The following is a 26,489-nucleotide window of genomic DNA, read 5'->3' on the forward strand; positions in this document are numbered from 1 at the left end:
CAGGGGGTACCCCCAGCGCCCACCCGTGCCGCCCCAGGCGGCACGCATGCCCGCAGGCGGGCGAGCCCGCACCCGCCTCCGGCGCTGCCCCGACTCGGGGCAGCGCCGGAGGCGTTCGTCAGCCGGGACTCAGTCCTTGATCTCGCAGATCGCCGCGCCCGACGTCACCGACGCGCCGATCTCCGCGCTCAGGCCCTTGATCGTGCCCGACCGGTGCGCGTTCAGGGGCTGCTCCATCTTCATGGCCTCCAGGACGACGATCAGGTCGCCCTCCTTGACCTCCTGGCCCTCTTCGACGGCGACCTTGACGATGGTGCCCTGCATCGGGGAGGCGAGGGTGTCGCCGGAGGCCATGGGGCCCGACTTCTTCGCCGCGCGGCGCTTCGGCTTGGCACCCGCCGCGAGACCCGTACGGGCCAGGGACATGCCCAGCGAGGACGGCAGGGAGACCTCGAGGCGCTTGCCGCCGACCTCGACGACGACCGTCTCGCGGCCCGGCTCCTCGTCCACGTCCGCATCGGCCGGCGCGGCGAACGGCTTGATCTCGTTGACGAACTCCGTCTCGATCCAGCGCGTGTGCACCGTGAACGGGTCGGACGAGTCCGTGAGCTCGGGCGCGAACGCCGGGTCCCTCACCACCGCACGGTGGAACGGGATCGCCGTCGCCATGCCCTCGACCTGGAACTCCTCCAGCGCCCGGGCGGCCCGCTGGAGGGCCTCCTTGCGGGTGCGGCCGGTGACGATCAGCTTGGCCAGCAGGGAGTCCCACGCCGGGCCGATGACCGAGCCGGACTCCACGCCCGCGTCCAGACGGACACCCGGGCCGGACGGCGGGGCGAACGTCGTGACCGTGCCGGGAGCCGGGAGGAAGTTGCGGCCCGGGTCCTCGCCGTTGATGCGGAACTCGAAGGAGTGGCCGCGCAGCTCCGGGTCGCCGTAGCCGAGTTCCTCGCCGTCGGCGATACGGAACATCTCGCGCACGAGGTCGATACCGGCGACCTCCTCGGTGACCGGGTGCTCCACCTGCAGACGGGTGTTGACCTCCAGGAAGGAGATCGTGCCGTCGAGGCCGACGAGGAACTCGACCGTGCCGGCGCCGACGTAGCCCGCCTCCTTCAGGATCGCCTTCGAGGCGGAGTACAGCTCCTCGACCTGCGCGTCGGACAGGAAGGGGGCCGGGGCCTCCTCCACCAGCTTCTGGTGGCGGCGCTGGAGGGAGCAGTCACGGGTGGAGACGACGACCACGTTGCCGTGCTGGTCGGCGAGGCACTGGGTCTCCACGTGCCGCGGCTTGTCCAGGTACCGCTCGACGAAGCACTCGCCCCGGCCGAAGGCGGCGACGGCCTCACGGACCGCCGAGTCGTACAGCTCCGGCACCTCTTCGAGGGTGCGGGCGACCTTCAGACCACGACCGCCGCCACCGAAGGCGGCCTTGATCGCGATCGGCAGGCCGTGCTGCTCGGCGAACGCGACGACCTCGTCCGCACCGGACACCGGGTCGGGCGTACCGGCCACCAGCGGGGCACCCGCGCGCTGCGCGATGTGCCGGGCGGCGACCTTGTCGCCGAGGTCGCGGATCGCCTGCGGCGGCGGGCCGATCCAGATCAGGCCCGCGTCCAGGACCGCCTGAGCGAACTCGGCGTTCTCGGAGAGGAAGCCGTAGCCGGGGTGGATCGCGTCCGCGCCGGACTCGCGGGCGGCGTTGAGCACCTTCTCGATGTCGAGGTAGCTGGTGCCCGGCGTGTCACCGCCCAGGGCGAACGCCTCATCCGCGGCGCGGACATGCAGAGCGTCCCGGTCCGGGTCGGCGTAGACGGCCACGCTCGCGATACCGGCATCCCGGCAGGCCCGGGCCACGCGGACAGCGATTTCGCCACGGTTGGCGATGAGCACCTTGCGCACGATTGAGGCTCCCTCCTTGAAACAAGCCGAGTTTAGGGACTGCCGACACGACACTTCGACCCGTCCCCAGTGGTGAGCTTGCCCACACGGAGCGTGATGCGAGGCTCGCTCGACCCGCGAAATCCCTTGTCGCACCGCGGTACGCAGTACTCCTCCGGGAAACCCTAGCCCTCTCCTGTGGCCAAGGTCTCTGTCATCACGTGCTGCGGGCCACTCTGTTTCTTTGTGGAGTCCCTACGAATGGCCCAATGATTCTTTGCCCGCTGCCGGGCCCTTGTCCCCCGGTTTACCCGTTAGTAGCGTTCGCGGTGTCTTCAGAGGGAAGAGGGTGGGCCCGGTGATACGCAGGCCGGTGGCGTGGGTCGTGGCGGTGGTGTTGTTCGCAGAGGCGTTCGGCGTCGCGGTGCTCAACTGGTTCCTGGGGGTCGTCGTCGACCGGCAGGACATGTCGCTGGCCGGGCTGGACCCGCACATGATGTCGGTGTCGTCGAAGATCGGCGGGATCGTCTTCGGCCTCTACTTCGCGCTGTGCGGCCTGGTGGCCCTGCTCGTGGCACTGCGGGACCGGCCCCCGGCGGGCTTCGGGCGCGTGCTGCTGATCAGCGCGGCCGTCGTGCACGGGCTGCTGGGCGCGTTCACCGTGGGGCTCGTCGGCTGGACGGCGTTCCTGCTCATGGTGCTGGTGCTCGCCCTGATCGTGCTGCTGCTGATGACGTACGACCGCCCGGCCGAGCCCGCCGACGCCGCGCCCGAGGGCGGCAAGGGCGGCGACGGGTCCCCGGTCACTTCTCCGCCGGCGCCCACAACTCCGTGATGCCCACGTCCAGTTGGGCGAGGAGCCGCCGGAGCAGGGGCAGGCTGATGCCGATGACGTTGCCGTGGTCGCCGTCGATGCCGTCGATGAACGGGGCCGAGCGGCCGTCCAGTGTGAACGCCCCGGCGACGTAGAGGGGTTCACCCGAGGCGACGTAGGCGGCGATCTCCTCGTCGGTGGGCTCGCCGAAGTGGACGACCGTGGACGCGGTCGCGGAGACATAGCGGCCGGTGACCGTGTCGTAGACGCAGTGGCCGGTCTGGAGGGTGCCGGCCCGGCCGCGCATCGACTTCCAGCGGGCCGTGGCCTCCTCGGCGTCCGCGGGCTTGCCGAGGGCCTGTCCGTCCAGGTCGAGCACCGAGTCGCAGCCGATCACGAGCGCGCCCTTGGCCTCCGGGCGGGCCGCCACGACGGAGGCCTTCGCCTCGGCCAGGGCGAGGGCCAGGTCGGCGGGGGTGGGGGCGGTGACGGCATCCTCGTCGACGCCGCTCACGATCACCTCGGGGGCGAGGCCGGCCTGGCGGAGCAGGCCGAGCCGGGCGGGGGACTGGGAGGCGAGGACGAGTCGCCTGCGGCGCTGAGCGGTCATGCCGTCAGGTTAGTCACCCGAGCGGGGCCGGCTCACCTCACTCCGATCACGATCATCACGAGCACCATGGCCAGAGCCAGGAGAACGCTCAGCCGCCGCAGCATGTCCTGCATGTCACGCAGTTCTTCGGGCGGCTCGTTCTCAGGGTCGGACCACAGCATGTACATCAGCGTGCGGCTTCCCGGAGCGGGGCGCCTGAGTAGGCGTACTCAAATCGGCGCCCCGCGTTGTTCCGCAGTGCGCGGTTCCCCGCGCCCCTGGAGAAGCTGATCTCACCCTGGCCAATAGGTACGGCCCCACGCCGCCGGCCCCGGCTGGGGCAGCCGGTGGGCCGCGATGCGGGACGGGTCGGACCAGGAATCGCGGGACGCCGGCGCGCCGGGCGGGGCGGCTGCCGCCGCCGCGGCGCGCGCCCTGACCACCGCCAGGGCGGCGGCCAGCTCCTCCGGGGTCGGGTTGCCCCGTACGACCTTGATCGTCATGTGGGCCTCCTGGGCTCGCTGCGGGCTAGAGGGGGATGTTGCCGTGCTTCTTCGGAGGCAGGGATTCCCGCTTCGTACGCAGTTGACGCAGACCCCGTACGACGTGCCGGCGGGTCTCGGACGGCATGATCACGGCGTCGATGTAGCCGCGCTCGGCCGCGACGTAGGGGTTGAGGAGGGCGTCCTCGTACTCCTGGATCAGCCGCGCCCGGACCGCTTCCAGGTCCTCCCCGGCCGCCTCGGCCTCGGCGATGGTGCGGCGGTGCAGGATGTTGACCGCGCCCTGGGCGCCCATGACGGCGATCTGGGCGGTCGGCCAGGCGAGGTTGAGATCGGCGCCCAGGTGCTTGGAGCCCATGACGTCGTAGGCGCCGCCGAAGGCCTTGCGGGTGATGATCGTGATGAGCGGGACGGTCGCCTCGGCGTAGGCGTAGATCAGCTTGGCACCGCGGCGGATGATGCCGTCGTGCTCCTGGTCGACGCCGGGCAGGAAGCCGGGGACGTCGACGAACGTGATGACCGGGACGTTGAAGGCGTCGCAGGTCCGCACGAAGCGGGCGGCCTTCTCGCTGGCCTTGATGTCCAGGCAGCCGGCGAACTGCATCGGCTGGTTGGCGACGATGCCGACGGGGTGGCCCTCGACCCGGCCGAAGCCGGTGACGATGTTCGGCGCGTACAGCGGCTGCGTCTCGAAGAACTCGGCGTCGTCCAGGACGTGCTCGATCACCGCGTGCATGTCGTACGGCTGGTTCGCGCTGTCCGGGACGATCACGTCCAGCTCGCGGTCCTCGTCGCCGACCTCGAGGTCGGCCTCCTCGGGGAAGGCCGGTGCCTCGGAGAGGTTGTTGGACGGCAGGTACGACAGCAGCTGCTTGATGTACTCGATGGCGTCCTTCTCGTCGCCCGCCATGTGGTGGGCGACTCCGGAGGTCGCGTTGTGGGTCCTGGCGCCGCCCAGCTCCTCGAAGCCGACGTCCTCGCCGGTGACGGTCTTGATGACGTCGGGGCCGGTGATGAACATGTGCGACGTCTGGTCGACCATGACCGTGAAGTCGGTGATGGCCGGGGAGTAGACCGCGCCACCCGCGCACGGCCCGACGACCAGGCTGATCTGCGGGATCACTCCGGAGGCGTGGGTGTTGCGGCGGAAGATCTCGCCGTACGCGCCCAGCGAGGCCACACCCTCCTGGATGCGGGCGCCACCGGAGTCGTTGATCCCGATGACCGGGCAGCCGGTCTTCAGGGCGAAGTCCATGACCTTGACGATCTTCTGGCCGTAGACCTCGCCGAGGGCACCGCCGAAGACGGTGAAGTCCTGCGAGAACACGGCGACCGGGCGGCCGTCGACGGTGCCGTACCCGGTGACGACCCCGTCGCCGTACGGGCGGTTCTTGTCGAGGCCGAAGTTGGTGGAGCGGTGCCGGGCGAACTCGTCGAGTTCGACGAAGGAGCCCTCGTCGAGCAGGAGCTCGATCCGCTCACGGGCCGTCAGCTTGCCCTTGGCGTGCTGCTTCTCGACTGCACGAGCGGAGCCGGCGTGTGTCGCTTCCTCGATGCGTCGCTGCAGATCCGCGAGCTTGCCCGCGGTCGTATGAATGTCGGGCTGCTGCTGCTCTTCCGGCTCGGACATCGGGATACGGCTCCCTGCCTGCTCAAAAGGGGGGACGGTTACTCATCCGTAGAGTAGTGGGGTGCCTCCGCATCGGCAGTGCGGCGTTTACCACACCTAGGGTGGGTTGCATGACGCCGCACGATGCCTCAGAGCCGAACGGAAGCCGTTGGTCGGACCTGGACCGTCCGCCCCTCAACGTCACCACCCTGCGCCGGGGTCTGGTGCGGCAGGGAGGGCTGTGGTCGGAGGTGGACGTGGTGCAGCGCACCGGCTCCACCAACTCCGACCTCGTGGCCCGGGCGGCGAAGGGCGAGGTGGCCGAGGGCGCGGTGCTGGTCGCCGAGGAGCAGACGGCGGGCCGCGGCCGACTCGACCGCCAGTGGACGGCGCCGCCCCGCTCCGGCCTCTTCTTCTCCGTACTGCTCGCGCCGAGCGAGGTGCCGGTGGCGCGATGGGGGTGGCTGCCGCTGCTCACAGGGGTCGCGGTGGCGACGGGGCTGTCCCGGGCGGGGGGCGTCGACACGGCCCTGAAGTGGCCGAACGACGTACTGGTCACGGTGGGGGGAGCGGAACGCAAGGCCGGGGGGATCCTGGCCGAGCGGGCCGGCGACGACGGGATCGTCATCGGGGTCGGCATCAACGTCTCGCTGAAGGAGGACGAGCTGCCCGTGCCCACGGCGGGGTCGCTGGGGCTGGCCGGGGCGGTGAGCACGGACCGGGATCCGCTGCTGCGGGGGATGCTGCGCTCCCTGGAGGAGTGGTACGGGAAGTGGCGCGAGGCCGAGGGCGACCCGGGCGTGTGCGGGTTGCAGGAGGCATATGCGGCCGGGTGCGCGACGCTCGGGCGGGTGGTGCGGGCGGAGCTGCCGGGAGACCGGGCCGTGGTCGGGGAAGCGGTGGCTGTGGACGGGGACGGGCGGTTGGTACTGGCGACGGAGGAGGGCGTGCAGGAGCCGGTCGGGGCCGGGGACATCGTGCACCTGAGGCCGGCGTGAGCCGGGGCAGGGGCGTCCCGCAACCCGGCGGCTTCGGACTTCCCGGCCCGTCCGGCGACTGAGGACGAGGCCGTTCAGGCGGCAGCCCCCAGGGGGCCTCGCACCAACGCCGAGTACCGAGCCGAACGCCGGGCACCCCACCCCTCGGCCGCACCTCACGGAGTGAGCTGGCGCACACCTGCCGTAGAGTTGAGGCCGGTCGATACATGACCGTGACAGATCGGAAGGGCAACACGCGTGACCGTCGACGACTCGGGTTCCGGCGAGGACGCGCAGGGCGCCGACTCCGGCGAGGATCCGCTCGCCCTGCGCCTCGAAGGGCTCATCCTGGGCGCCGAGCGCCGCTACACCCCGTTTCAGGCGGCCCGCAGCGCCGGTGTCTCCATGGAACTGGCCTCCCGCTTCTGGCGGGCCATGGGCTTCGCCGACATAGGCCAGGCCAAGGCCCTCACCGAGGCCGATGTCCTCGCCCTGCGGCGCCTCGCCGGTCTCGTCGAGGCGGGCCTGCTGAGCGAGGCGATGGCCGTACAGGTCGCCCGGTCCACGGGGCAGACCACCGCGCGGCTCGCCGAGTGGCAGATCGACTCCTTCCTGGAGGGGCTGACCGAGCCGCCCGAGCCGGGTATGACGCGCACCGAGGTGACGTACCCGATCGTCGAACTGCTCCTGCCCGAGCTGGAGGAGTTCCTGGTCTACGTCTGGCGCCGGCAGCTCGCCGCCTCGGCCGGACGGGTCGTCCAGGCGGCCGACGACGAGGAGATGGTGGACCGGCGCCTCGCCGTCGGCTTCGCCGACCTGGTCGGATTCACGCGGCTGACCCGCCGCATGGAGGAGGAGGAGCTCGGCGAGCTGGTCGAGGCCTTCGAGACCACGGCCGCCGACCTGGTGGCCGCCAACGGCGGGCGGCTGATCAAGACCCTCGGCGACGAGGTGCTCTACGCCGCCGACGACGCGGGCACGGCCGCCGAGATCGCCCTGCGGCTGATCGAGACCATGGCGCACGACGAGACGATGCCCGAGCTGCGCGTCGGCATGGCGTTCGGCACGGTGACCACCCGAATGGGTGATGTGTTCGGTACGACCGTGAACCTGGCCTCCCGGCTCACCTCGATAGCTCCGAAGGACGCCGTCCTGGTCGACACCGCCTTCGCCCAGGAGCTGATCCGTACGCAGGACGCCCCGAGCTCGGAGGCGGAGGCGGCCGAGGAGGCCGCGGCGGCGGAGAAGGAGGGCGAGGAGCCCCCGGTGTACCGGTTCGGGCTCCAGCCGATGTGGCAGCGGCCGGTGCGTGGCCTGGGCGTCGTGGAGCCGTGGCTGCTCACCCGGCGGGACGGGGCGCCGTAGCCGGTCGTCCGCGGGACGGGGTGCCGTGGCCGGGCGCCGGTGGGGGGTCAGCGGCGGCCTGTCGGCGAGTCCACGCACAGGCCGATGACCGGTACGCACAGGCCCGGGTCGAGCGGCTTCTCCGGCTTCTCGGGCGTGGGCGCCGGGGCCGGTGCGGTCCGGCTCCGTGGTGCGGGTGAGGCCGGGGCCGGGCGCGGGGCGTCGCCGCCCGAGGCCGCCGGCGCCGGGGCCGGGGCGGGCTTGTTCGGGGTGTCGGGGATGGTCGTGGGCGCGGCGTCGGCGGCCGTGGAGGTCATCGGGGTGCCGGTCCGGGTGGACGGGGACGGCCGCGCGCCCTTGGTGACCGGCGACGGGGTCAGGCCGCCCAGGGCCGTGGGCGACGAGGGGCTCACGTCCGGGGCCGCCGGGAAGGTCGGGGCGGGGTCGGTGGCGTCGTCCGCGGCGGTGGTGACCGGGTCCGGGCGGGGCTCGGCCTCCACGGTGCCGGTGTCGGTGCCCGGGCCGGAGGTCAGGCGCAGGAGGCTCAGGGCGCCCGCGGCGAGGACGAGGCCGCCGGCGGCGAGCAGGACCTTGCGGGGGCGGGGCTTGCGGTGGCGGCCCCGGACACGGGGGGCGAAGAGGCCGGTTTCGGCCGGGGCCGGCTCGCGGGGCGCGGGCGGCTCCCGCCGGCGGGGCGCCGTGGCGGTCCCGGTGTCCCGTTGCGGTCTCGCCGTCGTGTTCGTCGTCATCCCGGTCCCTCCCCGATGCACATGCGCCCCCTGTGCGCCGTGGGGGACGCACGCTATGCGCTCCCATGGGCGGTTGGGCCGGAGTTGGGGGGATGTCACTCGAACGGGTGGGCGGGGGGTGGTGGGGGGAACCGGACGCGTCCGGCCTTTCGCGGGTGGGGTGCGGCTGCGATGATCTGAGCGTCGACCTTGTTAACCCGCGTTAACCGGAGGGTGTCATGAGTGAGGAACGGTTCGGGGAGTTCGTGCTGGTGCGGCGGCATGAGCAGGGGCATGTCGCGGAGCTCGTCCTCGACCGGCCGAAGGCCATGAACGCGGTGTCGACTCAGATGGCGCGGTCCATCGCCGGGGCGTGCACCTCACTGGGGGAGGACCGGGACGTACGGGCGGTCGTGCTGACCTCGACGCATGAGCGGGCGTTCTGTGTCGGGGCGGATCTGAAGGAGCGGAACTCGTTCAGCGACGCGGATCTGCTGCGGCAGCGGCCGGTGACCCGGGGGGCGTACACCGGGGTGCTGGAGCTGCCGGTGCCGACGGTGGCCGCGGTGCACGGGTTCGCCCTCGGGGGCGGGTTCGAGCTGGCGCTGGCCTGTGACGTGATCGTGGCGGACCGCACCGCGGTGGTGGGGCTGCCGGAGGTGTCGGTCGGGGTGATCCCCGGGGGCGGGGGTACGCAGCTGCTGCCGCGGCGGGTCGGGGCGGCCCGGGCGGCCGAGCTGATCTTCTCCGCGCGGCGGGTGGAGGCCGCGGAGGCGGGGGAGTTGGGGCTGGTCGACCAGGTGGTGGAGGAGGGCCGGGACCGGGCGGAGGCCCTGGCGCTGGCGGGGCGGATCGCCGGGAACTCGCCGGTGGGGTTGCGGGCGGCGAAGCGGGCGCTGCGGCTCGGGCAGGGGCTGGATCTGCGGGCCGGGCTCGAGGTCGAGGACGCGGCGTGGCGGGCCACGGCGTTCTCGGGGGACCGGGCGGAGGGCGTCGCGGCGTTCAACGAGCGGCGCAAGCCGGAGTGGCCGGGGGAGTAGGGGCAGGGGCCGGAGCGTATCCGGGTGATATCAGTCGTCCCCGTTCGCGTCGTAAACAGGTCAGTCTGGCTGGAAACTCCCTAGCCTGGAGTGATGGGTGAGGACAGACGGCTGGCGGCCGTCGTCGCGTTGGCTCAGGGGATGGCGGCCGCGCAAGGGTCGCGTGAGGCGTGGCGTGCCGCGGCCGCCGGGGCGTGCCGGGCGCTGGGTGGGAGTTTCGCCGCGCTGTCGGTGTGGGAGCGGGAGCTCGGACGGCTGAGGGTCCTCGTGAACGTCGGCGAGCTGGCCGAGGGGGAGGAGGAGTTCCCTGAGGACGAGGCCTACCCGGTGCACCAGTTCGCGGAGATCACCGAGTTCCTGCACGAGCAGTGGGCCGGAGGTGGGGAGCCGGACGCCTGGGTGGAGACCGCCGAGGGGCCCGCCGCCGGGCAGCCCGGGTACTGCCATCAGCGGGTCGCCGCCCTGCGGCGCCGGGGCCGCGGCTGCTGTGTGGTCGCGCCCATCGTGCTGCACGGGCGGGCCTGGGGCGAGCTGTATGTCGCCCGCCCGGCCGGTGAGGCCGTCTTCGGGCGGGGTGACGCCGACTTCGCCACCGTCCTGGCCTCGGTCGTGGCCGCCGGCATCGCCCAGACCGAGCGGCTGGAGGAGGCCCGGCGGCTGGCCTTCACCGACTCCCTCACCGGGCTGGCCAACCGCCGTGCCGTGGACGTACGCCTGGAGCGGGCGATCGAGCGGCACCGCCGGGACGACGCCGTCGTCAGTCTCGTCGTCTGCGATCTGAACGGGCTCAAGCGGGTCAACGACACCCATGGGCACGCCGCGGGCGACCGGCTCCTGGAGCGGTTCGGGTCGGTGCTGTCGCTGTGCGGGGCCATGCTGCCCGGGGCGCTGGCCGCGCGGCTCGGCGGGGACGAGTTCTGTCTGCTCGCGGTCGGGCCGCCCGCCGACCAGGTCGTGAAGGCGGCCCATGAACTGTGTCGCAGGGCCGCCGAATTGGAGCTCGGGGACGGGGTGGCCTGCGGGGTCGCGTCCACCGAGGACCCGATCGGTCCGGTGCGCTCGGCGCGGCGCCTGTTCCGGCTCGCCGACGCCGCCCAGTACCGGGCCAAGGCCGAGCGGGCGAACAAGCCGGTGGTGGCGGGTCGGGCCGGGCCCGACGATCCCGTCGTGCGGCTCGCGGACGAGCCGTCCAAGGAGGCCGGCGGTGAGCGCCGGCGGTTCCGGGGCCGGCACGCGCCCTGACCCGGGTCCGGCGGTGTGACGTATTCGGTAAGGGGTGAACGGCGCCCCCAGTGGTGACATCATCGAATTCACTGCGTACGCTCCTGAATATGGATATGCACACTGTGGTGGTGGGGACAGCCGGGGTGACCGCGTCCGACGTGCTCGCCGTGGCGCGCGGCGGCGCCCGCGTCGAGCTCTCCGGGGAGGCCGTGGCCGCCCTCGCCGCGGCCCGCGAGATCGTGGACGCGCTGGCGGCCAAGCCGGACCCCGTGTACGGCGTGAGCACCGGCTTCGGCGCCCTGGCGACCCGGCACATCAGCCCGGAGCTGCGCGCACAGCTCCAGCGCAACATCGTCCGCTCGCACGCCGCCGGGATGGGTCCGGCCGTGGAGCGGGAAGTCGTCCGCGCCCTGATGTTCCTGCGCCTGAAGACCGTCTGCTCCGGGCACACCGGCGTACGGCCCGAGGTCGCGCAGACCATGGCCGACCTCCTCAACGCCGGGATCACCCCGGTCGTGCACGAGTACGGCTCCCTCGGCTGCTCCGGCGACCTCGCCCCGCTGTCCCACTGCGCCCTCGCGCTCATGGGGGAGGGCGACGCCGAAGGCCCCGACGGTGTCGTACGCCCGGCCGCCGAACTCCTCGCCGCGCACGGCATCCGGCCGGTCGAACTGCGCGAGAAGGAGGGTCTCGCCCTCCTCAACGGCACCGACGGCATGCTCGGCATGCTGGTGATGGCCCTGGCCGACCTGGAGACGCTCTACCGGTCCGCCGACGTCACCGCCGCGCTGTCCCTGGAGGCCCTGCTCGGCACCGACAAGGTCCTCGCTCCCGAACTGCACGCCATCCGGCCGCATCCGGGGCAGGCCGCCAGCGCCGCCAACATGCTGGCCGTGCTGAAGGGGTCGGGCCTGACCGGGCACCACCAGGACGACGCCCCGCGCGTCCAGGACGCCTACTCGGTGCGCTGCGCCCCGCAGGTCGCCGGCGCCGGGCGCGACACCATGACCCACGCCCGGCTGGTCGCCGACCGCGAGCTGGCCGCGGCCGTGGACAACCCCGTCGTCCTGCCCGACGGCCGGGTCGAGTCCAACGGCAACTTCCACGGGGCGCCCGTCGCCTACGTCCTGGACTTCCTCGCCATCGCCGCCGCCGACCTCGGCTCCATCGCCGAGCGGCGCACCGACCGGCTGCTCGACAAGAACCGCAGCCACGGCCTGCCGCCGTTCCTCGCCGACGACGCCGGTGTGGACTCGGGCCTGATGATCGCTCAGTACACGCAGGCCGCGCTGGTGAGCGAGCTGAAGCGGCTCGCCGTACCGGCGTCGGCCGACTCGATCCCGTCCTCCGCCATGCAGGAGGACCACGTCTCGATGGGCTGGTCGGCGGCGCGCAAGCTGCGCACGGCCGTCGACAACCTCATCCGCGTGATCGCCATCGAGCTCTACGCCGCCACGCGCGCCGTCGAGTTGCGTGAGGGTCTGACCCCGGCGCCCGCCTCGCAGGCGGTCATCGACGCCGCACGGGAGGCGGGGGTCCAGGGGCCCGGGCCGGACCGGTTCCTCGCGCCCGACCTGGCCGCGGCGGACGCGTTCGTGCGCGACGGGCGGCTGCTGGCCGCGGTGGAGAAGGTGACCGGGCCGCTCCAGTAGGGCGGCAGGGGCCCCGTCGTCCGGCGGGGCTCCGCGTCAACAACCGTCAGAAACCGAGCCGTTCCCGGCGCACGGAGTACACGACGAACCCGGCGCCCAGCGTGAGGAAGAAGGTCCCGCCGATCACGTACGGCGTGCTGTCGAAGCTGCCGGTGTCGGCGAGCCGGGTGCCGGTGACGGAGGTGTCCGCGGTCGTGGCCGCGATCCGCGCCTGCTCTGTGACCTGCGGCGACGGACTCGCCGAGACCGCGTCTCTCACCGGGCTGTCCGACGTCGCGTTGGCGGACGGGACGAACCACATGGCGCCCAGCAGGGAGGCCGCGGCGGTGGCGGTCAGCAACGGACGGCGAGCGGATGACACGGAATATCGATCCCCTTGTGACGTCGGCGAATTGGCCGTGTGGGGCGATGTTAGTGAAAGTCGCGGGTCACGGGAAAGTCACGGGAGGGCCTGGACGTACGCTCCCGCCATGAGCACTCCAGAGACATCACGTTTTGTACGGCTTCGGGTGGAACTCGTTCTCGAGGTCGACGACGCGGACGCGGTCACCAAGTCCGCACTGAGCCGGATCGCCGGCGAGGCGGAGTTGCCGGCTGCGGAACGGGCCCACGCCGAGGGCGCTGTGACGGAAGACACCGCGGAGGCCCTCGCGTACCTCGTCGATCCGTTCGACCTGGTCAGCCAGGTGCCGGGGGTGGAGCTCCAGCAGGCGTCCTGGAGCAGCGAGCGGATCGACTACGACCCCGATTCGCCGGACTGGGACCTCGACGAGGATGATGGCGACGACAACGACGGCTGAGCTGTTCGGGAAATCGTGACCCCGGGCGGCAACCGCCGCCCGGGGTTTTCGCGTCTCAAGCGGCGCACCGACCGCACCCGTATCGACCGGCACCGTCCGTCACGGACGTGGTGATCCCCACACCTGCGCGACCTGGGGAACCGGACGTGCCGGTCGTAGCGTTGAAAGATCGGGATGAGGACTCACGGGTCCCGACGGGGGCACTCAGCTTTGACGGGGACACTCGGGGTTTGGGGAATCGGCAACGATGGAGAAGCGTGTGATGACGGTCAGTAAGCGGCGCAAGGGCCTGACGGTCGCGTCCGCACTGCTCGGCGGAGTGCTGATGCTCTCGGCGTGCTCCGGAGGCGACGACAACGCTTCCGGGGGCGACGGAGGCGACAGTTCCCAGTCGAAGGTCGACGAGGCCGCAGCCAAGAAGACCTCCGAGGCCCAGATCAAGATCACGCCCAAGGACGGCTCGGACAACGCCTCGATCAACAACTCCGCCGCCGTCACCGTGAGCAAGGGCACGCTCACGGACGTGAAGATGACGACGGCCGACGGCAACGAGGTCAGCGGCCAGATATCCGCCGACAAGACCAGCTGGAAGCCCAGCACGCAGCTGGAGCGGTCCACCACCTACAAGCTGGCGGCCGAGGCGAAGGACTCCGACGGTCGCGTCGCCCACGAGAACGCCTCGTTCACCACGGTCTCCCCGGACAACAGCTTCATCGGCAACTTCACGCCGGACGACGGCACCACCGTGGGCGTCGGCATGCCGGTCTCGATCAACTTCGACAAGGCGATCACCAACAAGGCCGCCGTCCAGAAGGGCATCAAGGTCAGCACGACCGGCGGCCAGGAGGTCGCCTGTCACTGGTTCAACGCCAACCGCATGGACTGCCGGCCCGAGGACTACTGGAAGGAAGGCTCCACCGTCACGCTGAAGCTCGCGCTCGACGGTGTCGAGGGAGCCGAGGGCGTCTTCGGCGTCCAGCAGAAGACGGTCACCTTCAAGATCGGCCGCAACCAGGTCTCGTACGTCGACGCGAAGACCAAGCAGATGAAGATCACGCAGGACGGCAAGGTCGTCCGCACGATCCCGATCTCCGCCGGCTCGCCCGAGAACAAGACCTACGAGGGCATCATGGTGATGTCCGAGAAGTTCAAGGAGACGCGCATGAACGGCGCGACCGTGGGCTTCACGGACGACGACGGCAAGGGCGAGTACGACATCAAGGACGTGCCGCACGCCATCCGCCTCTCCAGCTCCGGCACGTTCATCCACGGCAACTACTGGGGCGCGAAGTCCATCTTCGGCAACGTGAACACGAGCCACGGCTGCGTCGGCCTCCAGGACGCCAAGGGCGCCGACGACCCGAACACCCCGGGCGCGTGGTTCTTCAAGAACTCGATGCTCGGTGACGTGGTGGTCGTCGAGAACACCGGCGACAAGACGGTCGCGCCGGACAACGGCCTCAACGGCTGGAACATGAGCTGGGCCGACTGGAAGGCCGGCTCGGAGCTCTGACGGTTCGCCGGCTTCACTGACGAAAGGCCGCCGCCCACCCCGGACGAGGGGTGGGCGGCGGCCTTTCGGCTCTTCTCATCCAGCTCTTATGCGCGGCTCAAGTCCTCATCACAGACCGTCCCTAGCTTGCGGCCATGTTCTTCACCTACCTGAGGCGCGAGCTGCGCCGCCGCAGAAGGGCGGCCCTTGTCGTCGCCTCCGGACTCGCGCTGGGTATCGCCCTGGTCATCGTCGTCACGTCCGTGTCCGCCGGCATGGGCAGGGCGCAGGACAAGGTCCTCCAGTCACTGTACGGAGCTGCAGGCGCAGTTGGGCGGGGGCGGCGGGGGCGGCGGGGCCGCGGGCGGCGGCTTCGGGGGCTTCCGGGGCGGCCCGGGCGGCCGCGAGGCGGCGGGGCCGTGAACAGGCCGCCGAGGCCCTGAAGTCGGTCGGTCTGCGCCTCGCGCATCTGCCCGGCGAGATGTCGGGCGGTCAGCAGCAGCGCGTGGCCATCGCCCGGGCCCTCGTGAAACAGCCGAAGGTGCTCCTCGCCGACGAACCCACCGGAAATCTCGACGAATCGATGCGCGACGAGATCATGGACGTTCTCGAACGCATGTGGGAGGAACTCGGCCTCACCTTCGTGATGGTCACCCACGACTCGGCGATAGCGAAGAAGGCCCCGCGCCTGGCGACGATCCGCAAGGGCCGGATCAGTGTCAAGGAGAACGCGCGTGCGTAACCCCCCGGCTCTGTAACGGAGTTCCGTCGGCCGTGTAACAGTCGGCCGACGGATTTCTTACCGTCCTCTCATCTATTGAGCGCCTGATCGCCCCTCGGCATACTGCGTATTCCGGGGGGTGTACGTCCATGCGTACGAGACCACCCCCGGCCGGGTGAACGGGGAATTCGCCCGGTTCTTCTGCAAGGGGGAAACTTGCACAGACAAGTGAAAAGGGCGTACGCGGCCACAGTCGCCACAGCGGCGGCCGTGGCCCTGGCGGCGGGTATGACCAGCCCGGCGTCGGCCAACGGCGAGCAGGCGGCAACAGCCGCCAAGCCGGCGTCCCTTACCGCCAAGCACCGCATCACACTGATCACCGGCGACCGCGTCGTCCTGGACGCCAAGGGCCGTGTCATCGGCCTGGAGCACGCCAAGGGCCGTGAGAACGTACCCGTCCAGGTCCGCAAGGTCGACGGGCATACCCTCGTCATCCCGGCCGACGCGGCCCGCCTGGTCGCCACCGGCAAGCTCGACCAGCGGCTCTTCGACATCACCGAGCTCAACAAGTCCACGACCCGCAAGGCCCAGAAGAAGGGCCTGAAGGTCATCGTCGGCTACCAGGGCAGCGCCGCGGCCACCAAGGCCGACGTCCGCGACGCCGGCACCCTGCGCCACACGCTGAAGTCCGTGAACGCGGACGCGGTGCAGACGCCGCAGAAGGACACGCCCGAGCTCTGGGACGCGGTCACCGACGGCGAGAAGACCGCCTCCGGCATCGCGCACGTCTGGCTCGACGGCGTCCGCAAGGCCAGCCTCGACAAGTCCGTCCCGCAGATCGGCGCGCCCAAGGCGTGGTCGGCCGGCTACGACGGCAAGGGCGTCAAGATCGCCGTCCTGGACACCGGTGTCGACGCCACCCACGACGACCTCAAGGGTCAGGTGATCGGCGCCAAGAACTTCACCACCTCGCCCGACACCTCCGACAAGGTCGGACACGGCACGCACGTCGCCTCCATCGCGGCCGGCACCGGCAAGAAGTCCGGCGGCAAGTACAAGGGCGTCGCGCCCGGCGCGAAGATCCTCAACGGCAAGGTCCTCGACGACAGCGGCTTCGGCAGCGACTCCGAGGTCCTCGCCGGCATGGAGTGGGCGGCCGCCGAGGGCGCCGACGTCATCAACATGAGCCTGGGCGGCGGCGACACGCCCGCGATCGACCCGCTGGAAGCGGCGGTGAACAAGCTGTCCGACGAGAAGGGCGTCCTGTTCGCCATCGCCGCCGGCAACGAGGGCGACTTCGGCGAGCAGACCGTCGGCTCCCCGGGCAGCGCCGCCGCGGCCCTGACCGTCGGCGCGGTCGACGACAAGGACAAGCTCGCCGACTTCTCCAGCCGCGGCCCCGGCATGGACGGCGCCCTCAAGCCCGACGTGACCGCGCCCGGCGTGGACAGCACCGCGGCCTCCGCCAAGGGCAACCTGATAGCCCAGGAGGTCGGCGAGAAGCCGGCCGGCTACATGACGATCTCCGGTACGTCGATGGCGACCCCGCATGTCGCGGGCGCGGCGGCGATCCTCAAGCAGCAGCACCCGGAGTGGAAGTACCCCGAGCTCAAGGGCGCCCTCACCGGCTCCACCAAGGGCGGCAAGTACACCCCGTTCCAGCAGGGTTCGGGCCGGATCCAGGTCGACAAGGCCATCAAGCAGTCCGTGATCGCCGAGCCGGCCTCGGTGAGCTTCGGGGTGCAGCAGTGGCCGCACACCGACGACAAGCCGGTCACCAAGGAGCTGACGTACCGCAACCTCGGCACGAAGGACGTCACGCTGAAGCTGGCGTCGACGGCCACCAACCCGAAGGGCCAGGCCGTTCCGGCCGGCTTCTTCAAGCTCGGCGCCACCTCGGTGACGGTCCCGGCCGGCGGCAAGGCCTCCGTGCCGTTCACCGTCAACACCAAGCTGGGCGGCACGGTCGACGGCGCCTACTCGGCATACGTGACGGCGACCGGCGGCGGCCAGAGCGTCCGCACGGCGGCGGCGGTGCAGCGCGAGGTCGAGTCGTACGACGTGACGCTGAAGTTCCTCGACCGCGACGGCAAGGCGGCGAAGAACTACAGCGCCGACCTGACCGGCATAGCCGGCCTGGGCAAGGGCAAGGGGGCCATGCCGTACGAGGAGGACGGCACCGTCACCACCCGTGTGCCCAAGGGCACCTACATCCTCAACACGAACATCTTCGTGGGCGACGACCCGGAGAAGTTCGAGGGCGTCGACTGGCTGGCCCAGCCCAAGCTGAACGTCACCAAGAACACGACGATCACGCTGGACGCCCGCAAGGCCAAGCCGGTGGACATCACCGTCCCGGCCGCAGGCGTCAAGTCGGAGTTCGCCTCGGCCGACTTCACGGTGGAGGCCGGTGACAGCAGCTACGGCTTCGGCTGGTGGCTGGACTCCTACGACGCGTTCCGCAGCGCCCACGTCGGCCCGCAGATCACCGACGGTTCGGTGACCCAGCAGTGGGACGGCCACTGGTCCAAGGGCGGCAAGGAGGAGTACAACGTCATCGCCGGCGGCCCGGTCAAGAAGCTCGCCACCGGTTTCACCAAGCACTACAAGGCGAGCGAGCTCGCCACGGTGAAGGCCGGCCTCGGTGCCGCGGCCGGTGGCAAGAAGGGCGCGATCAACGCCGTGGGCTGGATGCCGTGGAGCTCCAGCGCCTCCTCGATCGGCATCCCGCAGGTCCTGCCCGGCACGCGGACGCTGCACCTGTCCGCCCAGGGCGGCGTGCAGTGGGATCTCGAGTTCGCCCAGTACGGCGGTGTGGACGCGGACGGCTTCCCGGTCGACGACGCCGCCTACTCGATGGGCACGCAGAAGTACGCGGCCGGCAAGAGCTACTCCAAGACCGTCAACACGGCTGTCTTCGGGCCGCGCCTCACCGCCGACTTCGGCGTCTTCCGCGAGGGCAACGAGCTCTACGGTTCACTGCCGCTGTTCGCCGACGGTAAGGGCAACGTGGGCTACTCGAAGTTCTCCGCGGTCAACACGACCCTCTACCGCAACGGCACCAAGGTCGGCAGCAACGACGACCCGCTGTTCGGCGAGAAGCAGTTCAAGGTGCCGGCCGGTGACGCCCAGTACAAGCTGACGACGTCGGTCAAGCGCAGCGTCAAGGTCGCGGCGGCCTCCACCCGCATCGACGCCAGCTGGACGTTCCGCTCGAAGAAGACCAGCGACATCACGAAGCTGCCCGCCTCCACGGCCCGCTTCGGCGCCACCACGGGGCTGGACAGCAAGGTCCCGGCCGGCAAGACCGTCAAGGTCCCGGTCACCGTCGAGGGCGCGGCCAAGGGCGGCAACCTGAAGTCGCTGTCGGTGTACGTGTCGTACGACTACGGCAAGACCTGGAAGAAGCTCACCGTCAAGGGCGGCAAGGTGAGCGTCAAGAACCCGGCGAAGGGGAAGGCCATCTCCTTCCACGCCAAGATCGCCGACAAGAAGGGCAACAAGTCGACGATCTCGATCTACAACGCGTACTACGGCAAGTAAGCGGTAGCGCAAGCGCGTTGACGGCCCGCCGGGAGCTCCTGCTCCCGGCGGGTCTGCCGTATGGTCCTGGCATGACCGCCGCAGTGACCGCCATGATCACCGCTGTCGTGGGCGTCCTCGGTACGCTCTTCGCGCCGGTGCTCGGCCAGCGGCTCTCCGCACGGCAGCGGGACGAGGAGACCCGGGCCGACGAGCAGCGACGGCGGTTCGAGGAGCGCAGAGACGCGTACACGGCGATGAACAGGGCCTCACGCCAGTTCCACACACTCCTGAAGGACGCCCTGCACCGCCTTCGCGACGGAGTCTACGGCGATGCCGAGCGCGACCAGCTCGAAGAGACCCGGCGCGACTACCGGGACCAATACGCGCAGGCCCAGATGATCGTGCCGGAGCGGATCCTCGAGGCCTCGCGGTCCGTCAACGAGGTCCTCGCGGGCATCGACGCGGCGGTCAAGCGGCTCGACCGTGGCGTGGCCCGGGAAGGCGAGAGCGCCGAGGACGCCCTGCTCGAGCTGAAGGAGGCCGAGCCGCGGCTGTCCGCGATGCGCAGGCTCATGCGGGAGGACCTCGGCGTCGTCGACTGAGGCGCGGCCGCTCACTCCGACGGTGTCGACGCCCTGGATCCGGAGCGGGTCGCGTCCGCCCCCCAGCTCGCCAGCAGGCGCAGGGCCTCCGCCGACGGGGTGCCCGACTCCGCGTGGTACGTGACCAGGGACTGCTCGCCGTCGTCGACCAGGCGGAACGTCTCGAAGGACAGCGTCAGATCGCCGACCAGGGGATGGCGCATGCGCTTGACGCCGTAGCTCTTCTCCTTGACGTCATGGGCGGCCCAGAGGCGGCGGAACTCCTCGCTCTTCACGGAGAGCTCGCCCACCAGGGCCGACAGCCGCGGGTCGTCCGGGTGGCAGCCCGCGTCCATGCGCAGGTAGCCGACGATGTCGGCCGCCTTCTGGTCCCACTCCACGAACAGCTCGCGGTACTCGGGCCGCAGGAACACCAGCCGTGCCCAGTTCCGCTCCGGTGCCGGCAATTCCGCCCAGTCGCCGAAGAGGGCCGCGGCCATCCGGTTCCAGGCCAGGATGTCGGAGCGGCGCCCGACGATGTACGCGGGGACGCTGTCGATCGAGTCCAGCAGGTGCCGCAGCGCCGGCCGCACCTGCTGGCTGCGCCCCACCGGCTTCTTCTTGTGCTGCTTCGGCTTCGCCAGATGCATCAGGTGCGCGTGCTCGGCGTCGCTCAGCCGCAGGGCGCGCGCGATCGCGTCCAGCACCTCCGCCGAGACGTTGCGGCCGTTGCCCTGCTCCAGCCGCGTGTAGTACGCCACGGACACCCCGGCCAGCTGCGCCAGCTCCTCGCGGCGCAGCCCGGGCACCCGCCGCCGCCCGAAGTCGGGCAGCCCCACGTCCTCGGGCTTCAGCCGGGCCCGCCGGGTGCGCAGGAACTCACTGAGCTCGGCACGCCGGTCCAGGCCGCCACCGGCCGTCTGTGCGGGTTCGGGCTGTTCGTCCATGCGGTCCAGTATTCACGGTCGTACGCACACGAGCCTGACCCCACCAGTGGTACGCACCGTGTGCGTACGCAAAAGCGTGGTCTGGGTGAGCCCTCGCGGATCGGGCACGCTGGTGATCGTGCCCGGTCAGAAGATCCAGAAGGCAGCCGGGCACACAACCCCCGCTAGGAGAACCCCCGGCATGACCACTGTTGCTGCGTACGCCGCTCCCGCTCCCAAGGCTCCGCTGGAGCGCACCACCATCGAGCGCCGCGAGGTCGGCGAGTTCGACGTCCTGATCGACATCAAGTTCGCCGGCATCTGTCACTCGGACATCCACCAGGTCCAGGAGGGCTGGGGCGAGGCGATCTTCCCGATGGTTCCCGGCCACGAGATAGCCGGTGTCGTCTCCGCGGTCGGCTCGGGCGTCACGACGTTCGCCGTCGGCGACCGCGTGGGCGTCGGATGCATGGTCGACTCCTGCCGCGAGTGCGAGAACTGCAAGGCCGGCCGGGAGCAGTACTGCGTCCAGGGCAACGTCCAGACCTACAACGGCATCGGCAAGGACGGCGAGCCCACCTACGGCGGCTACGCGCAGACCGTCGTCGTCGACGAGAACTTCGTCGTCCGCATCCCCGACGGCCTGTCGCTCGACGTCGCCGCCCCGCTGCTGTGCGCCGGCATCACCCTCTACTCCCCGCTGCGGCGCTTCGGTGCCGGCCCCGGCAAGAAGGTCGCGATCGTCGGCCTGGGCGGCCTCGGCCACATGGGCGTGAAGATCGCCCACGCGCTCGGCGCCGAGGTGACCGTGCTGTCGCAGTCCCTGCGCAAGCAGGAGGACGGCCGGCGGCTGGGCGCGGACCACTACTACGCCACCAGCGACCCGAAGACCTTCGAGGAGCTGGCCGGCACGTTCGACCTGATCGTGTCCACGGTCTCCGCCCCGCTGGACTTCAACGCCTACCTGTCGCTGCTGAAGACCGAGGGCACGCTGGCCAACGTCGGCGCCCCCGAGGAGCCCGTCTCCCTCAACCTCTTCTCGGTGATCGGCGGCGGCAAGACCCTCGCCGGTTCCATGATCGGCGGTATCGCGGAGACCCAGGAGATGCTGGACTTCTGCGCCGAGCACGGCCTCGGCGCCGAGATCGAGCTGATCAGCGGCGACCAGATCAACGAGGCGTATGACCGGGTCCAGGCCAGCGACGTGCGCTACCGGTTCGTGATCGACACGGCGACGATCTGACAACCGGCCTTTGTGCAGCAGTCCTGGGGGCCCCGGCCGTGCGCCGGGGCCCCCAGGGCACTCTCGTGATGCACGACCGGGTGCACGCGGGGTACACGAGGGAGTGCAGCAGGGGGGTTCGCCAGGTACGCCAGGGGAGGCCCACCATGACCGTGCAGCTGAACCACACCATCGTCGTCGCCCATGACAAGCGCGCCTCGGCCCGGTTCCTCGCCGACCTCCTGGGGCTCGACGTCAGTCCGCCCTACGGCCCGTTCCTCCCGGTCGAGCTCCCCAACGGCGTGACCCTCGACTTCATGGACATCCCGGGTGCCATCACGCCGCAGCACTACGCCTTCCTCGTCTCGGAGGACGAGTTCGACGAGATCTTCGGCCGTATCCAGGAGGCCGGCCTGACGTACTGGGCGGACCCGTTCCACAGCCGCCCCGGCGAGATCAACCACAACGACGGCGGCCGTGGGGCCTACTTCGACGACCCCGACGGCCACCGCCTGGAGATCATCACGAGGCCCTACGGCAGCGGCCGCTGAACCGTCCGCACCCCCGCTCGTCACATCGTCGTGCCGCCGCGCGTCATACCGGCGAAGGCGACATCACACGACGAAGAACCGGGGAACAGCCATGACATCACCGATCCTGGTCACCGGCGGCACGGGCACCCTCGGCGCCCGCGTGGTCCCGCTGCTGCGCGCCTCCGGCCACGACGTGCGGATCCTCACCCGGCACGCCCGCCCCGCCGCGGACGGCATCGAGTACGTCACCGGCGACCTGCTGACGGGCGAGGGTGTCGAGGCCGCCGTCGACGGCGCGCAGACCGTGCTGCACCTGGCGGGCGGCCCCAAGGGCGACGACGAGGCGACCCGCGCCCTGGTACGGGCCGCGTCCGGGGCCGGCGTACGGCACCTGGTCCACATCTCGGTGATCGGCGCGGACCGGGTGCCGCTGGCCTGGATGCGGACGAAACTCGAGGCGGAGCGAGCCGTCGCGGACTCGGGCATCCCGTGGACGACCCTGCGCGCGGCCCAGTTCCACGACCTCGTGCTGACCATGGTCGAGAAGATGGCGAAGCTGCCGGTCTTCCCGGTCCCGGGCGGCATGCGGCTCCAGCCGGTGGACTCGCGCGAGGTCGCCGCCCGCCTCGCGGAACTGACCCTTGGCGCCCCGTCCGGCCTGGTCCCGGCCCTGACCGGGCCGCACCTCTACGACCTCGCCGCCCTGGCCCGCCCCTACCTCCGCCTGCGCGGCAGGCGCCGCCTCATGCTGCCGGTGCGCATCCCCGGGAAGGCGGGGCGGGCGTACCGGGCCGGGGCGAACCTGACGCTGGAGGGGGCGGAGGCAGCGAAGCGGACCTGGGAGGAGTTCCTGCGGGAGAGGCTGGGCTAGGAGTCCTGCTCCGGCCCGTAGTGGGGCGCCCAGCACTGGCAAAAGCCGATGGCCGGCCCCAACCGTAAGACCACCCGGCACGATGCGGCGAGCATCGCGATCGGACGACGCGCCCAAGGGCACCCGATCCGGCGACGGACGACACCGCCCCGTTCACACCAGAGCGATGTGCACGGGCATCGGACCATCCAGGCCGACCGGCGTGCCCCTGGACGTGAGGGACCCCGCCCCCGCGTCCCCGGACCACGGACACGATCCGTGCCGCCGGACGCGGCGAGTACGCGGGCAACCAGGACATCCACAACCGTTCGGGATGTCCGCAGTGACCAGGAATGGGTCCAAGACTCACTCCTGCTCACTGATTAGGAACGGTCAGGTCTTGGTCAGCGGGGAGACCGGCGGCGATGCGGGCGGTGACGCCGGTGGGGGCTCCTGCCCGCCCATGTCGAGCCGGAACGGCGGGTACTGGTCCGTCAGCAGGGTGGCGTAGGCCGTCACCCGGGCCGCCCAGCGGGCGAGGCCGATCAGGAAGTCGAAGAGGTGGCGCGGGTAGCGGGCGGTGAAGAGCAGGATGACGACGGCGACGAGGGAGAGAAACGGCATCAGCCCGCCGCCGCGCCAGTCGCCATCGTCGTCCCAGCCGCCCCCGGTGAAGATCGCGACGACGATGTACTGCGGGATGGCCAGCAGCCACCACTTCACCAGGACCAGTCCGCGGGACAGCCGCTCGGGGTAGGCGACGTCGAAGTGCGCCGGGTAGTCGGGCACGTCGGCGAGGGTGAACGGCGGGTAACGGTCGGTGCCGAGCGCGGTGTGCGCGTAGTAGCTGACCCGCCAGTTCCAGCGCAGCACGCCGACGTTGAAGTCGAAGAGGGCGCGGGGGTAGCGGGCGGTGAACAGGATGGCGAAGAAGGCGATCACGGTCACGACGGCGAACGCGATCCACAGGAACACCAGCACGATGTAGTGCGGGATGGCGAGCAGCCACTTCACCAGCCACATCCACCGGGACAGACGGGAATCGACAGACGCCTCGAGACGCACGGGTGACGCGGCGACAGGAATCATGGGGCGGCTCTCCTTTCGCCTGCAGACTCGCAAGCGAGGCGAAGCCCCGCGACCTGAGCGGGGCCGTTCGCGCGTCGGGTGCCGCCACGGAGCCGCTACGACGGTGCCGCTACGGCGTTGCCGCTACGACGGGACGGCGGCTCCCGGGTCCGGCTCGTCGGCCCCCGGTTCGCCGGCCCCTGGTGCGCCCGGTGGATCGACGAGCTGCTCGCGCACGTAGTTCCAGACCACCGCGATCAGCGCGGCGAGGGGCACGGCGAGCAGGCTGCCCACGATGCCGGCCAGGCTGCCGCCCAGGGTCACCGCCAGCAGCACCACGGCCGCGTGCAGGCCGAGCCCGCGGCTCTGGATCATGGGCTGGAAGACGTTGCCCTCCAGCTGCTGCACCACGATGATGATCGCCAGCACGATCAGCGCGTCCGTCAGGCCGTTGTAGACCAGGGCGATGAGGACCGCGACGAAACCGGCGAACAGGGCGCCGACGATCGGCACGAACGCCGAGACGAAGGTCAGCACGGCCAGCGGAAGCACCAGCGGGATGCCCAGGATCCACAGGCCCAGGCCGATCAGAACGGCGTCGAGCAGGCCGACGGCCGCCTGGGACCGCACGAAGGAGCCCAGGGTGGTCCAGCCCCGCGTGAACACGACCGGGACGTCGGTGGCGAACCGGCCGGGCAGCTGACGGGACAGCCACGGCAGGAACCGAGGGCCGTCCTTGAGGAAGAAGAACATCAGGAAGAGCGCGAGGACGGCGGTGACGACGCCGTTCACCACGGTGCTGACACCCGTGACGACAGCGCCCACCATGCTGCCGACGCCCTCCTGGGCGCGGGAGACCGCGCTGTCGAAGGCCTTGTTGATCTGCGCGTCCCCGATGTTCAACGGCGGCCCGGCGGCCCACTCGCGCAGCCGCTGGATGCCCTCCACGACTCCGTCGGTCAGCTCCCCGGACTGGGACGCCACCGGCACGGCGATCAGCGCCACCACACCCGCGGCGACCACCAGGAACGTCACGGTCACGACCGACGCGGCCAGCGCCGGCGCCCACCCGCGCCGGCGCAGGAACCGGGCCGCGGGCCAGGTCAGCGTGGTCAGCAGCAGCCCGACCACGAGCGGCCACACCACCGACCACATCCGGCCCAGCAACCACAACGCCACGGCCGACAAGGCGAACACCAGCAGCAACTCGGCGGAAACCCGCGCGGATATCCGCAACGCGGCACGGGATCTCTCGGAATTCAGGGGCGCAGTCACGCAGGCACCCTATGGGCTGAGAGCACACCGGCAGCAGCCCCGCCCCCCTCCGAACCCGGCCGTCACCCCCGGCTGCCGAGACAGCGGACGCGGTACAGGGAGAAGATGTGCAGTGCCGCTTCGATCTGCGCCCGCGTGCGGTCATCGGGTTCCCCCGTGAGCCGGACGAAGACGACGGACGAGCCGGGGTCGTCCGCGACCAGCAGGGTCATCGGTGTCCGGCCCGCCGGCGGGTAGTCGTACCAGCCGCCGGGCCTCTCCACGTCCGTGCCGGGGAGGGCGTTCTCGATGGCCTGCCAGTCCGAGTCGTCGAAGCCGTAGCCGCAGAATTCCGCGACCGACTCGCAGAACGGCCGCAGATTCTCTTCGAACATCCAGCCCCCGCCCAAGGCCGCGGCAGGGCCCGGAGGTTCACCCACCGGCCCGGGCCACACCGATCGGGCAGGACACTCCCGTGCCGCCGATGCCGCAGTAGCCCGCGGGGTTCTTGTCCAGGTACTGCTGGTGGTAGCCCTCCGCCGGGTAGAAGGGGCGGCCCTCGGTCGGGACGATCTCCGTGGTGATGTCGCCGTAGCCGGAGGACGCGAGGACCTTCTGGTACGACGCGCGGGAGGACGTGGCGGTGGCCGCCTGCCCGGGGGTGTGGGTGTAGATCGCCGAGCGGTACTGCGTGCCCATGTCGTTGCCCTGGCGGAAGCCCTGCGTGGGGTCGTGGGACTCCCAGAACGTCTTCAGGAGGCGCTCGTACGAGATCTGCTCCGGGTCGAAGACCACGCGCACGACCTCGGTGTGGCCGGTCAGGCCCGAGCAGACCTCCTCGTACGTCGGGTTCTCGGTGTGGCCGCCCTGGTAGCCGACGAGGGTCGTCCAGACACCGGCCGGGAGCTGCCAGAACATGCGCTCGGCGCCCCAGAAGCAGCCCAGGCCGAAGTCGGCGGTCTCCAGGCCCTCGGGGTAGGGGCCGAGGAGGGGGTTGCCGAGGACGGTGTGGCGGTCCGGGACCGTGAACGCCGGCTCCGGGCGGCCGGGGAGCGCCTGCTCGGGGGTGGGCAGCTGGGGCCTGTGGCTGTTCAGGAACATGCGGTCTCCAATCGGCGCGACGCCCTTTCAACGTGCCGGGACGTCCCGGAATTCC

The 26,489-nt window shown here is 71.0% G+C and carries 25 protein-coding genes and 3 pseudogenes; 16 read left to right on the forward strand and 12 right to left on the reverse strand.

The genetic code is table 11. From position 1 onward, the window contains the following. Positions 1 to 129: 129 nt before the first annotated feature. A complete protein-coding gene (locus G3I77_RS20970; RefSeq protein WP_248505963.1) occupies positions 130 to 1,902 on the reverse strand; it encodes a biotin carboxylase N-terminal domain-containing protein in 1,773 nt (590 codons plus the stop codon). A 337-nt stretch (positions 1,903 to 2,239) separates the two neighbouring features. Between G3I77_RS20970 and G3I77_RS20975 the strand changes: the two genes are divergently transcribed. Continuing rightward, positions 2,240 to 2,716, forward strand: coding sequence for a hypothetical protein (locus tag G3I77_RS20975; protein WP_248505964.1), 477 nt, complete (start codon positions 2,240 to 2,242; stop codon positions 2,714 to 2,716). On the opposite strand, the gene G3I77_RS20980 is transcribed toward G3I77_RS20975, so the two are convergent. The 4 genes from G3I77_RS20980 to G3I77_RS20990 form a co-directional block, all read right to left on the reverse strand. Further along, a complete protein-coding gene (locus G3I77_RS20980; RefSeq protein WP_248505965.1) occupies positions 2,685 to 3,305 on the reverse strand; it encodes a nucleoside triphosphate pyrophosphatase in 621 nt (206 codons plus the stop codon). The two genes, G3I77_RS20975 and G3I77_RS20980, sit on opposite strands and share 32 nt — an antisense overlap. A gap of 32 nt (positions 3,306 to 3,337) precedes the next feature. Continuing rightward, on the reverse strand, positions 3,338 to 3,466 hold the full coding sequence (mmpB, locus tag G3I77_RS40675) for a morphogenic membrane protein MmpB (RefSeq protein ID WP_086025112.1): 129 nt from the start codon (positions 3,464 to 3,466) through the stop codon (positions 3,338 to 3,340). A 111-nt stretch (positions 3,467 to 3,577) separates the two neighbouring features. Next, on the reverse strand, positions 3,578 to 3,787 hold the full coding sequence (locus G3I77_RS20985) for an acyl-CoA carboxylase epsilon subunit (protein ID WP_184908978.1): 210 nt from the start codon (positions 3,785 to 3,787) through the stop codon (positions 3,578 to 3,580). Positions 3,788 to 3,812: 25 nt separating this feature from the next. Continuing rightward, positions 3,813 to 5,417: an acyl-CoA carboxylase subunit beta gene (locus G3I77_RS20990; protein ID WP_248505967.1), complete on the reverse strand. Its 1,605-nt coding sequence runs from the start codon at positions 5,415 to 5,417 to the stop codon at positions 3,813 to 3,815. A gap of 110 nt (positions 5,418 to 5,527) precedes the next feature. Between G3I77_RS20990 and G3I77_RS20995 the strand changes: the two genes are divergently transcribed. Continuing rightward, on the forward strand, positions 5,528 to 6,394 hold the full coding sequence (locus G3I77_RS20995) for a biotin--[acetyl-CoA-carboxylase] ligase (RefSeq protein ID WP_248505969.1): 867 nt from the start codon (positions 5,528 to 5,530) through the stop codon (positions 6,392 to 6,394). 237 nt (positions 6,395 to 6,631) lie between these two features. After that, positions 6,632 to 7,738, forward strand: coding sequence for an adenylate/guanylate cyclase domain-containing protein (locus G3I77_RS21000; RefSeq protein WP_248505971.1), 1,107 nt, complete (start codon positions 6,632 to 6,634; stop codon positions 7,736 to 7,738). A gap of 47 nt (positions 7,739 to 7,785) precedes the next feature. Here G3I77_RS21000 and G3I77_RS21005 read toward each other — a convergent pair whose 3' ends face one another. Further along, positions 7,786 to 8,466 (reverse strand): hypothetical protein, encoded by a 681-nt coding sequence (locus G3I77_RS21005; RefSeq protein WP_248505973.1) that lies wholly within the window; start codon positions 8,464 to 8,466, stop codon positions 7,786 to 7,788. Between the two features lie 218 nt (positions 8,467 to 8,684). Between G3I77_RS21005 and G3I77_RS21010 the strand changes: the two genes are divergently transcribed. The 3 genes from G3I77_RS21010 (at position 8,685) to hutH (ending at position 12,361) form a co-directional block, all read left to right on the forward strand. Beyond that, positions 8,685 to 9,485, forward strand: coding sequence for an enoyl-CoA hydratase/isomerase family protein (locus G3I77_RS21010; protein ID WP_248505975.1), 801 nt, complete (start codon positions 8,685 to 8,687; stop codon positions 9,483 to 9,485). 93 nt (positions 9,486 to 9,578) lie between these two features. After that, a complete protein-coding gene (locus G3I77_RS21015) occupies positions 9,579 to 10,727 on the forward strand; it encodes a GGDEF domain-containing protein (RefSeq protein ID WP_248505977.1) in 1,149 nt (382 codons plus the stop codon). 95 nt (positions 10,728 to 10,822) lie between these two features. Beyond that, the gene (gene hutH / locus G3I77_RS21020) at positions 10,823 to 12,361 is read left to right on the forward strand and encodes a histidine ammonia-lyase (protein ID WP_248506127.1); all 1,539 of its coding nucleotides are present in this window, start codon (positions 10,823 to 10,825) and stop codon (positions 12,359 to 12,361) included. Positions 12,362 to 12,407: 46 nt separating this feature from the next. Here the strand turns inward: hutH and G3I77_RS21025 are convergent, their stop codons facing one another. Then, complete coding sequence (locus G3I77_RS21025) at positions 12,408 to 12,701, reverse strand: hypothetical protein (protein ID WP_248506129.1); 294 nt, start codon at positions 12,699 to 12,701, stop codon at positions 12,408 to 12,410. Between the two features lie 130 nt (positions 12,702 to 12,831). On the opposite strand from G3I77_RS21025, the gene G3I77_RS21030 reads away from it, so the two are divergent. The 6 genes and pseudogenes from G3I77_RS21030 to G3I77_RS21055 all read left to right on the forward strand — a co-directional run bounded on the left by G3I77_RS21030 (position 12,832) and on the right by G3I77_RS21055 (position 19,501). Beyond that, positions 12,832 to 13,161, forward strand: a complete 330-nt coding sequence (locus tag G3I77_RS21030; RefSeq protein WP_248505978.1) for a hypothetical protein — start codon at positions 12,832 to 12,834, stop codon at positions 13,159 to 13,161. Between the two features lie 262 nt (positions 13,162 to 13,423). After that, positions 13,424 to 14,674 carry an Ig-like domain-containing protein gene (locus G3I77_RS21035; protein WP_248505979.1) on the forward strand — a complete coding sequence of 417 codons (1,251 nt, stop codon included), beginning with the start codon at positions 13,424 to 13,426 and terminating at the stop codon, positions 14,672 to 14,674. Positions 14,675 to 14,808: 134 nt separating this feature from the next. Further along, a pseudogene (locus G3I77_RS21040) lies at positions 14,809 to 14,970 on the forward strand (ABC transporter permease); the annotation flags it as partial. Between the two features lie 101 nt (positions 14,971 to 15,071). Continuing rightward, a pseudogene (locus tag G3I77_RS21045) lies at positions 15,072 to 15,395 on the forward strand (ATP-binding cassette domain-containing protein); the annotation flags it as partial. Between the two features lie 267 nt (positions 15,396 to 15,662). Further along, positions 15,663 to 18,917, forward strand: a complete 3,255-nt coding sequence (locus G3I77_RS21050) for a S8 family serine peptidase (protein WP_282573620.1) — start codon at positions 15,663 to 15,665, stop codon at positions 18,915 to 18,917. A gap of 71 nt (positions 18,918 to 18,988) precedes the next feature. Further along, positions 18,989 to 19,501, forward strand: coding sequence for a hypothetical protein (locus G3I77_RS21055; RefSeq protein ID WP_248505980.1), 513 nt, complete (start codon positions 18,989 to 18,991; stop codon positions 19,499 to 19,501). An 11-nt stretch (positions 19,502 to 19,512) separates the two neighbouring features. On the opposite strand, the gene G3I77_RS21060 is transcribed toward G3I77_RS21055, so the two are convergent. Beyond that, positions 19,513 to 20,427, reverse strand: a complete 915-nt coding sequence (locus G3I77_RS21060; protein WP_248505981.1) for a helix-turn-helix domain-containing protein — start codon at positions 20,425 to 20,427, stop codon at positions 19,513 to 19,515. Between the two features lie 181 nt (positions 20,428 to 20,608). Here G3I77_RS21060 and G3I77_RS21065 point away from each other — a divergent pair, with 181 nt between their 5' ends. The 4 genes and pseudogenes from G3I77_RS21065 to G3I77_RS21080 form a co-directional block, all read left to right on the forward strand. Next, on the forward strand, positions 20,609 to 21,649 hold the full coding sequence (locus tag G3I77_RS21065; RefSeq protein WP_248505982.1) for an NAD(P)-dependent alcohol dehydrogenase: 1,041 nt from the start codon (positions 20,609 to 20,611) through the stop codon (positions 21,647 to 21,649). A gap of 146 nt (positions 21,650 to 21,795) precedes the next feature. Next, complete coding sequence (locus G3I77_RS21070; RefSeq protein WP_248505983.1) at positions 21,796 to 22,179, forward strand: VOC family protein; 384 nt, start codon at positions 21,796 to 21,798, stop codon at positions 22,177 to 22,179. 91 nt (positions 22,180 to 22,270) lie between these two features. Next, a complete protein-coding gene (locus G3I77_RS21075) occupies positions 22,271 to 23,032 on the forward strand; it encodes an SDR family oxidoreductase (protein WP_248505984.1) in 762 nt (253 codons plus the stop codon). A 21-nt stretch (positions 23,033 to 23,053) separates the two neighbouring features. Beyond that, a pseudogene (locus G3I77_RS21080) lies at positions 23,054 to 23,398 on the forward strand (IS200/IS605 family accessory protein TnpB-related protein); the annotation flags it as partial. 6 nt (positions 23,399 to 23,404) lie between these two features. Here the strand turns inward: G3I77_RS21080 and G3I77_RS21085 are convergent. The 4 genes from G3I77_RS21085 to msrA all read right to left on the reverse strand — a co-directional run bounded on the left by G3I77_RS21085 (position 23,405) and on the right by msrA (position 26,434). After that, positions 23,405 to 24,100, reverse strand: a complete 696-nt coding sequence (locus tag G3I77_RS21085; protein WP_248505987.1) for a DUF4389 domain-containing protein — start codon at positions 24,098 to 24,100, stop codon at positions 23,405 to 23,407. A 123-nt stretch (positions 24,101 to 24,223) separates the two neighbouring features. Continuing rightward, the gene (locus G3I77_RS21090; protein ID WP_248506009.1) at positions 24,224 to 25,354 is read right to left on the reverse strand and encodes an AI-2E family transporter; all 1,131 of its coding nucleotides are present in this window, start codon (positions 25,352 to 25,354) and stop codon (positions 24,224 to 24,226) included. Positions 25,355 to 25,416: 62 nt separating this feature from the next. Further along, a complete protein-coding gene (locus G3I77_RS21095; protein WP_248506011.1) occupies positions 25,417 to 25,728 on the reverse strand; it encodes a hypothetical protein in 312 nt (103 codons plus the stop codon). Positions 25,729 to 25,765: 37 nt separating this feature from the next. Further along, the gene (gene msrA / locus G3I77_RS21100; protein ID WP_248506013.1) at positions 25,766 to 26,434 is read right to left on the reverse strand and encodes a peptide-methionine (S)-S-oxide reductase MsrA; all 669 of its coding nucleotides are present in this window, start codon (positions 26,432 to 26,434) and stop codon (positions 25,766 to 25,768) included. Between the last annotated feature and the right edge of the window lie 55 nt (positions 26,435 to 26,489).

Source organism: Streptomyces sp. D2-8 (assembly GCF_023184515.1).
Taxonomy (GTDB): Bacteria; Actinomycetota; Actinomycetes; order Streptomycetales; family Streptomycetaceae; genus Streptomyces.